This is a genomic window from Enterococcus gallinarum NBRC 100675, from assembly GCF_001544275.1.
Taxonomy (GTDB): domain Bacteria; phylum Bacillota; class Bacilli; order Lactobacillales; family Enterococcaceae; genus Enterococcus_D; species Enterococcus_D gallinarum.
The window spans coordinates 1-12332 of sequence record NZ_BCQE01000022.1 but is presented as its reverse complement, the minus strand read 5'-3'; the positions used below and the strand labels follow the sequence as shown (position 1 = coordinate 12332).

The window sequence follows — 12332 nt, the reverse complement described above, 5'->3', positions numbered from 1 at the left end:
CGTATAATGGCTAAAGAAACAATGTTGACTTATTTGGACAGACAATTAACAAAAAAAATCCCTGAGTACGATGTTGCCCTTGATTGGGATGCAAGAAACCATACCATCGAACTTGTTTTACGCTTATTTGCAGAGAACCCGAATCATTTGCAGGTAGACGATGCCCAAGGAGTAGCCTCTGAAGAAGAGATCATCGAATTTGAAGACGGTATTTTATTGTTTGATCCCCAAAAGTCTTCCTTTGTAGAAGAGGACTTTTTGGCAGTTATTCCCTACGCAGGCAAAAAAGGAATCCAAAAAGCGTTGCTGGATGCTTTGGTTGATTACATCAAAGAGATTCTGACGGAGGGAGAAAGTGATTTACTAGATTTTCTAAACGATGAGAGTGAAGAAGCGGTCTTCGAACTAGCTTTTGATCAAGATCAGTTGTTAGACCGTATGAACACCTATCAAGAAAGCGATGGGGAATCGTATATTCCTTATCCAAGTTATTAAGGAGCAGATAGATGAAATGGAATGAAGTGAAAGTAGCTACTGCAAGTGAAGCAGTTGAAGCGGTCGCCAATATTTTGATGGAACAAGGGGCCAGTGGTGTAGCAATCGAAGATGTTCTTGACATTGAAAATTTTAAAAGCGATGCCTATGGTGAAGTGTTAGACAAAGAAACCTATACAACGCTGGATGAAGGCGCTCAGGTAACGGCTTATTTCCCCGAGACCATCTTTTTACCTGAAATTTTGCCATTTATTGAGGCGGCGATCGCTCGTTTACCGGAATATGGGTTAGCAATTGGCAAAAATGAGATTACCTCCAGTGAAGTAGTAGAGGAAGAGTGGGCGACTGCTTGGAAGAAATATTATCATCCAGTACGGATCACTCGCTATTTAACGATTGTTCCCAGCTGGGAACAATATGAAACGACGGACCCTGCCGAAAAAATCATTACGCTAGATCCAGGAATGGCTTTCGGAACTGGTACCCATCCGACGACGCGCTTGACGTTACAGGCGTTAGAAATGTATTTACGAGGCGAGGAAACGGTCTTGGATGTTGGAACCGGATCAGGGGTTTTAAGTATTGCCAGCCGCCACTTAGGGGCCAATCAAGTATATGCCTATGACCTTGACGAGGTGGCTGTTCGGGCGGCAAAAGAAAATATGGCACTAAACCCAGTTGCCGAAGCAGTGAATGTTGCTGCCAATGACCTTTTAACAGGTATTGAAATCGAAGCAGATATTATTGTAGCGAATATTTTAGCCGATATCATCTTACTGATGATCCCAGATGCTTGGCGGGTGCTGAAGCCTACCGGAACATTGATTGTTTCTGGAATCATCGAAGCGAAAAAACAACTTGTGATCGATGCCATGACAGAGCAAGGATTTGTTGTTGACCAAATCTTGAATCAAAAAGATTGGTATGCGATCGCACTAAAAAAACCAGAGTAGGGAATGTCATATGCAGCGATATTTTTTGAATGAGGATTATGAGGCGAAGCCTGTTTATGTAGTAGAGGGAGAACCGTTCCATCACATGGTACGTGTGATGCGGATGGTTCCGGATGACTGTGTCTATTTGGTCTTTCAAGACCAAGTAGCGATCCTCGCGAAAATCCAGCAGATCAATGAACAAGCGGTTCATTTGATTGAAGTAGAAAAGGAACAGCAAGACAAAGAATTACCGATTCATGTTACGATCGCCAGCGGGTATCCTAAAGGAGATAAATTGGAATTGATCGTCCAAAAAGGAACAGAATTGGGAGCCGCTAAATTTATCGGTTTCCCCGCCCAATCCTCGGTAGTTAAGTGGGATCATAAGAAACTCCAAAAGAAACAGCAGCGGCTGCAAAAAATTGCCCAAGAGGCTGCTGAACAAGCGCAGCGGCAACGAACACCGATCATCCAACTGGCTGCTTCGGACAAAGAGTTGTGGGATAGTCTTTCAAACTATGACTATGTGATCGTTGCTTATGAGGAATCTGCTAAAAGCGGCGAGAATGCCAAACTGATCGATATTTTGACCAAAGCAGCACCCGGCAGCAAAATCTTAGCAATCTTCGGACCCGAAGGTGGGCTGACACCTGCTGAAATCACTCGCGCTGAATCTCAAGGTGCTGTGATCTGTGGGTTAGGGCCACGTATTTTGCGAACCGAAACCGCACCATTTTATTTTTTGAGTGCTGTCAGCGTACTAACTGAATTAGTAAGGAAGTGATCAAGTGACGCAATTCAAAGACATGCTTAGTTTTCGATTTTTACAAGCTGGACTGACGGATTGGTTGTTAAAAGATACGATTACTGAATTTAAAACACTTGGTGTCCAAGAAGTCATCGTGTTGCCTAGTGATTTGCGCAGAGCGAAGCAGTTGACTGATGGCTCCGAGATCCAAGTCGGCTGTGCAGTTGATTTTCCCTTGGCACAAGGAACAATCGCTAAGAAAGCTTTTGAGATCGGTCATTCCTTTATGGATGGCGCTGATTTTTTAGAAGTCTGGCTACCAGCGGCTTTGTTGGTGGAAAAAGAGCGGACGGCCGATCTGGCGGAGTTAATGGAGACAAGCCGGTCACTGGCTTTGTCTGGTGGTGAGATCCGCTGGGCTGTCAATACTTCACTTATGAATGAATTGACAAAGATCCAAGTAGCACAGCGTTTGAAAGCATGGGACTGGCCTAGTATTACTCTTGGTCAGCAGTTAACTGTTTCAGATGCTTTGCATGATGTCTCGATTTTTGCTCTAGATGGAGGACCGCAACTGACGATCCAAGTCAACACGGCAGCATCTGTTACGGATCAGAAATCACTTGTAGATCTTTTACAGGCAGGGGCGGCAAAAATCGGCGTGCCCTTTACAGAGTCAGCGTTACTGTTGAACGAATAAACCGGTATTTTGTCTCGCTTGACCAGAATAGAGAGAATTGAAAAAAACAAGAAAAATTTGTATAATGACACTAATCATAAAAGAAGATGGCCAGGCAGAAGCGCATTGCTTCAAGAGTTCTGTTATTCAGAGAGTTGGGGATAGCAGAATTCTTTAGAAGCGGCTTCTGTCTTGCTTTTTGAAAATAGGAAAAAAGGAGGCGCGTTTCATGGCAAAAGAAGTGATATTATCCGGACCTGGTGTGATCAAGCTCGTGGCCCATTATATGAGTGAAGAACATGTTGCATTTGTACAGAAAGCTTTAGATTATGCGACAGAAGCCCACAAAGATCAGTTTCGCAAGTCCGGCGAGCCTTACATCATCCATCCTATTCAAGTAGCAGGGATTTTAGCGGAACTACAAATGGATCCTCATACAGTCGCCACTGGTTTTTTACATGATGTGGTAGAAGATACGGAAGTGACCTTAGCAGATCTAAAAGAAGTCTTTGGTGCAGATGTAGCGATGCTGGTCGATGGTGTGACAAAATTAGGGAAAATCAAATACAAATCCCATGAAGAACAACTAGCAGAGAATCATCGCAAAATGCTGATCGCGATGGCTCAAGATTTGCGCGTGATCATGGTCAAATTAGCGGACCGCTTACATAATATGCGTACATTGAAACACCTGCGGGAAGACAAACAACGGCGAATCGCCCAAGAAACGATGGAGATTTATGCACCATTGGCGCATCGTTTAGGGATCAGCCGGATCAAGTGGGAGCTAGAAGATATTTCACTACGTTATTTGAATCCACAACAATATTATCGGATCGTTCACTTGATGCAAACCAAGCGGGAAGAACGAGAAGCTTATGTGTCGGAAACCGTTGAACAGATTCGACTTGCAACTGAAGAATTAGATATTTTTGCTGAGATCTATGGTCGTCCGAAACATATCTACTCCATTTACCGCAAAATGAAAGACCAGAAGAAACAATTCAATGAAATCTATGATCTTTTGGCTATTCGGGTAATCGTTGATTCAATCAAAGATTGTTATGCTGTTTTAGGAACGATCCACACAAAATGGAAACCAATGCCAGGCCGATTTAAAGATTACATTGCGATGCCTAAAGCAAATATGTATCAGTCACTACATACGACAGTGATCGGTCCCAAAGGCAATCCGGTAGAAATCCAGATACGTACCCATGAGATGCATGAGATTGCTGAATTCGGGGTTGCTGCTCACTGGGCATATAAAGAGGGTAGAACCGAGAAAGTCAAAGCAGACAAAATGACCCAGCAAGTCGGTTGGTTCCGCGAAATTTTGGAACTGCAAGATGAAAGCTACGATGCTTCTGAATTTATGGAAGGTGTCAAAGGGGACATTTTCAGTGACAAAGTATATGTATTCACACCGAAAGGCGATGTCACAGAATTGCCTCAAGGTTCAAGTCCGCTGGATTTTGCCTACAGTATTCATACCGATATTGGGAACAAAACCACTGGTGCAAAAGTGAATGGCAAGATGGTCCAGTTGGATTACAAATTGAAAAACGGCGATATCATTGAAATTTTGACATCACCAAATTCATTTGGACCAAGCCGCGACTGGATTAAGCTTGTAGCTACCAGCAAAGCTAAAAACAAGATCAAACGTTTTTTCAAGGCCCAAGATCGTGACGAAAACATCATCAAAGGGCACGAAGCAGTGGTCAAAACATTGCAAGACATGGGCTTTGTACCAAAAGAATTTTTAACGAAAAGCAAGATGGCAGAAGCCTGCGAACGATTTAATTATCAAACAGAAGATGATTTATTTGCTTCTGTCGGTTTTGGCGAAGTGAGTCCAACTACACTGGCCAATCGTTTGACGGAAGAAGAACGCCGTGAGAAGCAGATCGAAAAACAAAAACAACAAGTACAAGACATGATCAATCAGCCAGCGAAGAAAGAACCAGAGAAAATGAAAGTCCGCCATGAAGGCGGGATCGTGATCGAAGGCGTGGACAACTTACTGATCCGAATCTCTCGTTGCTGTAATCCAGTTCCTGGTGATGCCATTGTCGGGTATATCACGAAGGGCCGCGGCATCTCGATCCATCGCAGTGACTGTCCGAATGTCCAAAGCAAAGAAATCGTCAATCGTCTAATCGATGTCGAGTGGGAAGATACTTCTAACAGCGGCAAAGAATACGATGCAGATCTGGAAATCTATGGTTATGATCGTTCCGGATTGTTGAATGATGTCTTGCAAACAGTCAACGCTGTTACTAAACGATTGGTCAGTGTGGAAGCGAAAACCAACAAAGACAAGATGGCCACGATTAGAATCACGGTCTCAATCCAGAACCTAACACATCTTAAGTCAATCGTGGACAAAATCAAACAAATCCCAGAAGTATATAGTGTCAGAAGAACAAAGGGGTGAGAAGCGAGACATGCGAGCAGTCATTCAACGTGTGAGTGAAGCCAGTGTTGCAATCGATGGAACTACGGTAGGAGCAATCCAAAAAGGTTTCTTAGTTCTCTTGGGAATCACTCATGAAGATAGCCAAGAAGATGTGGATTATTTGGTTCGAAAAATCAAAAATTTGCGGGTGTTTGAAGATGAAGCGGGAAAAATGAATCAATCGATTGAATCAATCGAAGGTGCTATTTTGAGCATCTCGCAATTCACATTGTATGGCGAGACCAAAAAAGGGAACCGTCCAAGCTTTATTCAAGCTGCCAGACCTGAAGTGGCTACACCATTGTACGAAGCTTTCAATGCGGGTCTGCACGCTGCAGGTATCGAAGTGGCTACTGGTCGCTTTGGCGCAGACATGCAAGTGTCATTAATCAATGACGGTCCTGTAACGATCCTGATCGATACGAAGGAAAAATAGGCTGCGTTCACAACGACTGCCTATCCAACATGCCAAAAGAACCAAGGCAAATAGTTTAAAGAGGACTGCCAACATGCAAGTTGGTAGTCTTTTTTTAGTGGAAATAAGACCTTCTTGTAGCACTTCTGGTACCCTACCTTTTGTCTTTGGGCTGTCTTACAAAACTGTAAGATAGTTCTTTCCGATCAGAAATAGTTATTTAAGAGCTGAATCTATTCCTTTTCGTAATGGTAGCAGTTACAAAAAAGTTATTTATTTTTATCCATCCCTAAAAAACTTTCAATAAATTAGATTGTCCTTAAAGCGCAAATGTGAAATAATAGTTAAAAAATAATGTCACTGGAGGAAATGACAATGAATTTTTGGCAGCGTGCATTAAAAAGTGTTACTCGCAGGAAAGGGAAGTCGTTTATTTTATTTTTAGTCATCTTTATTTTAGGTAACGTGATCGCAGGTGCGGTAGCTGTGCAGCAGTCTACGATGAATGTGGAACGGGAAACGAAAAAGAAAATGGGCAACGTTGCTACAGTCGAGTTTGATTATGAGCAGTTTGAGAAAGACAATTCAGGAAAATCAGATGAGGAAGTTTATTCTGAAGAAAATAGTCCGAAAACGCCAAAAACGGCGGACTATGACAAAGTGGGAGAATTAGATTACGTCAAATATTACGACTATACCATGATGGGTTGGTTAGAGACCAAGAAATTCAAAGCCTATACACCAGAAGATGAATCTTTTGGCATGGCGGGCGGCAACTATTTTAATTTAAAGGGCGGCAATCGACCACAGCCATTAGATATGGAAGAAGGCAACATCAAGCTGATCGATGGAGAAGTGTTTAGTGAAAAAGACTTGTCAGAAACCACTAACTCGATTTTGATCAGTAAAGAAGTCGCTGAAAAAAATAATTTGTCGGTTGGCGATCAATTTGTTTGGGACATGTATAGTGAAGTCCCTCAAGATCCGATGGGTGACAGTGATGATAGTACGGCTACTTCAGATGATGAAGATGCGGAGAGTGAAAGTGAAGAAATCCAAACAAAAGTTGTCACAGCTGATTATCCTGTCAAAGTTGCAGGGATTTTTAGTGTAGTCAAAAAGGAATCGGCCAATAGTAATCCTTCGCAAGAAGAAAAATCCAATCAAATCTGGCAAGCTGTTGAACAGATCAATACGATTTATGCTGCCAATCAGTTGGTGAAAGATTTTAGTAAATTCCAAAACGAAAAATTGTGGGGAGATACGTTAATGGCCGAAGATACGGAGGCCGAACCGGAAGAGTATTATCAAGCGATGTATGTTTTGAACTCTACCGACGATGTTGAAGCATTCAAACAAGAAGCAAATCCATTATTACCGGATTACTATCATGTGGTAGCTTCCACAGATCAATACGATCAGATTGCCGGAGGAATGAATCGTCTGGGAACGATTTCCCGCTATATCGTGATTGTTGCTGCTATTGCTACGGTCTTTATCATTTCATTAGTCGTTCTATTGTTTTTGCGAGACCGCAAGCAGGAATTAGGGATCTATCTATCTCTAGGAGAAGGCCGTGGGAAAGTGATTGGGCAAATTGTTATTGAAGTGGTGCTGGTCAGCTTAGTCGCGCTAATCTGTTCATTGGTGACAGGAAATCTATTAGGAAGTGCGGTTTCTCAAACATTGATGCAAAGTGACTGGATGACGAATCTGTCCCAAACGGATACCTATTCCATTTCAAGCACAATGATGACAAATACTCTCAGCTATGCGGATGTTCAAAGTGCTTATAAAGTCACTTTTTCTATGGGGTATGTCATCACCTATCTATTATTGGGATTAGGTACAGTCTTATTGTCTGCAATCTTGCCGTTGTTGTATATTCTGCGGCTGAATCCAAAGAAAATCATGATGTAGGAGGAAGAAAAAATGGCTTTGTTGGAAACAAAAGAAGTAGATTACTATTACCAAGATGGCGACCAACGGCGCTATATTTTGAAAGAAACATCGGTAGCGTTTGAAAAAGGCAAGTTTTATGCCATTTTAGGACAGTCAGGGTCAGGAAAAACCACATTTCTCTCTTTGATCAGTGCGTTGGATACACCTAAAAGTGGCGCTGTTTTCTTTAATGGAGAAGATATTCAAAAAATCGGACATGAGAAATATCGCCGAGACGATATCAGTATCATCTTTCAAAGTTACAATTTGATTCCGTACCTGTCTGCGGTAGAAAATGTACTAGTTCCAATGTCGATCACGGATAATCAATTGCCGGAGAACCAGCGGGAAGTCGCATACAATTTATTGGACTATATTGGGATCACAAAAGAAAAAGCGGATCGTTTAGTCAATCAGTTGTCTGGTGGGGAACAGCAACGGGTGGCAATTGCTCGTGCGCTGGCGACGAATGTTGATATTATTTTGGCAGACGAACCAACGGGAAATTTAGATGAAGAAATGGAACAGGAAATCATCGATATTTTTAAAGATTTGGCTCATATGCATAACAAATGTGTGATTGTTGTGACCCATGCGAATGAAATCGCCCAACAAGCAGACGAAGTACTCTATTTGCGTAAAGGTGTGTTGAATAAAGATGAGTGATTTTTTATCAAATTTCAGTCCTGGTAATTACGATGGCAAGAAACAAAGCTCTCCTAAAGAAACTGAGTTTGACGAAAAAACAGAGCGTGAAGCAGAACCAATTCCAGATTCTCAGACATCTGATCAGGGCGCAGGAGAGAGTAAAGCTGCAGCAGCATCGGATCCGAAGGAAATGAAGCGAAGAACGCGCAAGGAAACTAGCTCTTCTCAACCGGTCAGTCGGTTTGGAAAAGAAGAGACAGAATTTGATCCAACTTATCGCAAGCGGCAGCGTAAAAAATACGCGCTGATCGCTGGTGCTGTCATTGTGCTGATTGCCATCAGCAGTGTGGTATATTATCAATTGACTCATGTGAAGGTTCCTGATTTTGCTAAGAAAGATTTATCCGAAGCCCGAACATGGGGCATGGAAGAAGGCGTGGCGATCAAAGTCGATCAAGTGTATGATTTTGAGGTAGAGACCAATCGAATCGTTAGTCAAAGTGTTGCTGCAGATCAGAAGATCAAAAAAGGCAAGACTTTGATAGTCAAAGCAAGCCTAGGTCCTGACCCAGAAGAAATGATCGAGCTGCCGGACTTTTCGTCACTGACTACCGAAACGGCAAAAGAATGGATCGAGAAACAAAAGGCAGAAAATATCTCGTTGATCGAACAGTATGACGACAAAGTCGAAGCAGGTGTATTCATCAAACAAGAAGCAGCAAATAAAGAGCAAGATCTCAAAGCTTATAAGCGCAAAGATCGCTTAAGCATCTATTATTCAAAAGGAAAAGAAGTCTTCGAGAAGAACATCGAAGTCACTGATTTTACAGGAAAAAACAAAGGTGAAGCTCAAGAGTGGGCTAAGAAAAATGAATTGAAGTACAAAGAAGAAGCTGTTTTTTCTGATACAGTTGCTTTAGACGTCGTGGTTTCCCAAGAACCAGTCAAAGGCAGCAAACTGGCAAAAAAGGATCAATTTCTTGTCAAAGTTTCTAAAGGGAAAGCATTAGTTGTTCCTGATTTCTCACAGTATACCATCGAACAAGCTGAGGGGTTGGAATCGAAGATACCAATTCAAGTCAAGACGGTTTATTCTGATCAAATCGGTTATGGCAATTTCATCAGTCAGTCGGAAGAGGCGGGCAAAGAATATAGTGACAGCGATACATTGCCAACAGTGAAAGTGGTTTATTCACTGGGACAACCGTATTTGAAGGACATCCGGCACCAAGCAACGGAAGGCGACCTACCAAAAATGTTCTTTGATGAGTACAAATCGAAAGGGGCTTCTATTTATTACGATGTCTACTATGTGGATTCAGCAGAACCTAAAGGAACGGTTGTTGAGATGAGTCGTTATGGTGAATTTATTCCATTGGAAGTATCGATCACCATTGGGATCAGCCGCGGAAATCTGCAAGGTGAAACCGAATCATTACCGGTCAGTCCTGAGACAGAAAATGCAAAGGATCCGCTAGAAACAGTCAACAGTGCCACTGCCGAATGAGTCCTTTGGCAATCGGGCCCGTAACAAAGCTACAGAACCCAAGCTACAAAACCCAAGCAATAAGTGAGTGAACTATCTAAATGAGTGTGTCCTCTGTTTGTCGATAATGACAGATCGAAACAGGAGGAGCAACCTTCATTTAGATAGTTTTTCTGTTTTTTTAGTTGGTTTAGAGAAAATGGCGGGGTGCTCTTTGTCATCAAGAAATCACAGAGTTGTAGGCAAGCATGCTTGAAAACCTTGTATCGATAAGGTACAGTTGAATTAATAACTAGTCAATAAGCGGTATCTTACATAGAGAAGGGACGAAAAAAATGATCAAAAAATTACTAGCAAATGTTGGTGCTTATAAAAGAGCCAGTCTGATGACACCGGTCTATGTTGCTGGCGAAGTGGCACTAGATGTCATTATGCCACTGATCATGGCAATGATGATCGATCAAGGAATTGAAAAAGGACACGCGGGCGTTATTTTGCGCTATGGCGGTCTGCTTTTTTTGTGCTCATTATTGGCATTGGTGCTCGGGACTTTAGGAGGACGAACAGCTGCGATTGCTTCTGCCGGGTTTGCTCGGAATCTTCGGCACAACCTTTTTAGCAAGATTCAGGATTTTTCTTTTTCCAATATCGACCGTTTTTCTTCCTCTAGTTTGATCACGAGAATGACCACCGATGTGACTAATGTGCAAAATGCTTACCAAATGATTATCCGAATTTTGGTGCGCAGTCCATTGATTCTGGTTTTCTCACTGATCATGGTTAGCACGATCAGTCCAGAATTGATGCTGGTTTACCTGGTTGTCTTACCAATCTTAGCGATCGGACTTGCTTTAGTGATTCGCTTTGCTCATCCGCTTTTCTTGAAAGTATTTCGTATCTATGACCGTTTGAACAACGTAGTCCAAGAAAATCTTCAAGGAATCCGTGTGGTCAAGTCCTACGTCAGAGAAGAGCAGCAAGAAAAACTTTTCGATGAAGTGTCAAATGATGTCTATCGCAACTTTACGCTAGCACAACGAATCGTCTCATTCAATATGCCTTTGATGCAATTCTCGATCTATAGCTGCATGTTGCTGTTGTCTTGGTTCGGTGCCCAATTGATTGTTGAACACAGCAGTTTGACGACGGGAGAATTGGTCAGCATGTTCAACTATACCATGCAGATCTTGATGAGTTTGATGATGATGTCAATGGCTTTTGTTCAAATTCTGATTGCTCGCACTTCAGCACAGCGGGTGGTGGAAGTTTTGGATGAAGAAAGCGACTTGAAAAATCCGGAATCGCCATTGACCGAAGTAAAAGATGGCTCGATCGTTTTTGAAAATGCTTGTTTCAGTTACGCGAATGATCAAACGAAATTGGCATTGGAAAATGTCAACTTACGGATTGAATCCGGAGAGGTGATTGGGATCATCGGCGGAACTGGAAGTGCAAAATCGACGCTGGTCCAATTGATTCCCCGTTTGTACGATGTGATTGAAGGTCGTGTTCTCGTTGGGGGACAAGATGTTCGTGCCTATGATTTGGCAGCATTGAGGGATCAAGTCAGTATGGTTTTGCAAAACAATGTCCTTTTTAGCGGGACGATCAATGAGAATCTTCGTTGGGGAAACGCGGAAGCGACTGATGAAGAGATCCAAAGGGTGGCAAAAATTGCCCAAGCGGATCCTTTTATCCAAGAATTTCCTGATAAATATGACACATTGATCTCTCAAGGAGGAAATAACGTCTCCGGTGGACAGAAACAGCGGTTAACGATTGCACGAGCGTTGCTGAAAAGACCGAAAATTCTGATTCTAGATGATTCGACTAGTGCTGTCGATACAAAGACGGATCGTAGTATTCGAGCAGGATTGAAACAAGAGATCCCGGGAACGACCACGATCATCATTTCCCAAAGAATCAATTCGATCGAAGATGCCGATCGAATCATTGTGATGGATGATGGTAAAATCAATGGTATCGGAACCCATGAAGAATTATTAGCTAACAACGAAATTTATCGTGAAGTCTACGACTCGCAGCAGAAAGGATTTGGTGAAGGTGAAGAATAGACAAGCAGCAAATCCCCAGAGAACTTTGAAGCGGCTGTTGGCGACCATGTTTGGCGATTACAAACTGCAGTTGATCATTGTATTGATCATGATTTTGTTAAGTGCCTTTGCTAATGTTCGCGGTTCACTCTTTTTGCAAGTAGTGATCGATGACCATATTACTCCGCTGCTAGGAAAAAGCAATCCTAACTTCAGTGGCCTGCTGGCAGCTATTATTCAGATGGCAATCATTTATTTAATTGGGATCATTGCTGGTTTGACCTACAACTTTATGATGGTCAAAATCAGTGAAGGCACTCAGAAAAAAATCCGGGATCAGATGTTCAAGCATATGCAAAAATTGCCGATTGGTTACTTTGATGCCCACTCTGACGGTGATATGATGAGTCATTTCACCAACGACACGGACACATTGCGGCAAATGATCTCTCAAAGTATTCCCAATTTAA

General features: G+C 42.4%; 11 protein-coding genes. All 11 read left to right on the top strand.

What is annotated here, in order from left to right; genetic code table 11:
* Window positions 1-6 precede the first annotated feature (6 nt).
* Window positions 7-495: a DUF3013 family protein gene (locus tag EG2_RS12765; RefSeq protein WP_060815044.1), complete on the top strand. Its 489-nt coding sequence runs from the start codon at window positions 7-9 to the stop codon at window positions 493-495.
* A gap of 11 nt (window positions 496-506) precedes the next feature.
* Window positions 507-1448 carry a 50S ribosomal protein L11 methyltransferase gene (gene prmA / locus EG2_RS12760; protein ID WP_060815043.1) on the top strand — a complete coding sequence of 314 codons (942 nt, stop codon included), beginning with the start codon at window positions 507-509 and terminating at the stop codon, window positions 1446-1448.
* 10 nt (window positions 1449-1458) lie between these two features.
* Window positions 1459-2214, top strand: coding sequence for a 16S rRNA (uracil(1498)-N(3))-methyltransferase (locus EG2_RS12755; RefSeq protein WP_060815042.1), 756 nt, complete (start codon window positions 1459-1461; stop codon window positions 2212-2214).
* Window positions 2215-2218: 4 nt separating this feature from the next.
* Window positions 2219-2878: a beta/alpha barrel domain-containing protein gene (locus EG2_RS12750; protein WP_060815041.1), complete on the top strand. Its 660-nt coding sequence runs from the start codon at window positions 2219-2221 to the stop codon at window positions 2876-2878.
* A gap of 208 nt (window positions 2879-3086) precedes the next feature.
* A complete protein-coding gene (locus tag EG2_RS12745) occupies window positions 3087-5297 on the top strand; it encodes a RelA/SpoT family protein (protein WP_003128466.1) in 2211 nt (736 codons plus the stop codon).
* Window positions 5298-5307: 10 nt separating this feature from the next.
* On the top strand, window positions 5308-5754 hold the full coding sequence (gene dtd / locus EG2_RS12740; protein WP_060815040.1) for a D-aminoacyl-tRNA deacylase: 447 nt from the start codon (window positions 5308-5310) through the stop codon (window positions 5752-5754).
* A gap of 354 nt (window positions 5755-6108) precedes the next feature.
* A complete protein-coding gene (locus EG2_RS12735) occupies window positions 6109-7653 on the top strand; it encodes an ABC transporter permease (protein ID WP_060815039.1) in 1545 nt (514 codons plus the stop codon).
* Between the two features lie 12 nt (window positions 7654-7665).
* Window positions 7666-8340 (top strand): ABC transporter ATP-binding protein, encoded by a 675-nt coding sequence (locus EG2_RS12730; RefSeq protein WP_003128471.1) that lies wholly within the window; start codon window positions 7666-7668, stop codon window positions 8338-8340.
* A complete protein-coding gene (locus EG2_RS12725) occupies window positions 8333-9829 on the top strand; it encodes a PASTA domain-containing protein (protein ID WP_060815038.1) in 1497 nt (498 codons plus the stop codon). The genes EG2_RS12730 and EG2_RS12725 overlap by 8 nt, the downstream gene beginning before the upstream one ends.
* Window positions 9830-10143: 314 nt before the next feature.
* Window positions 10144-11883, top strand: a complete 1740-nt coding sequence (locus EG2_RS12720; protein WP_060815037.1) for an ABC transporter ATP-binding protein — start codon at window positions 10144-10146, stop codon at window positions 11881-11883.
* On the top strand, window positions 11873-12332 hold a 460-nt coding region (locus EG2_RS12715; RefSeq protein WP_255210088.1), incomplete at its 3' end, for an ABC transporter transmembrane domain-containing protein. The genes EG2_RS12720 and EG2_RS12715, both read left to right, overlap by 11 nt.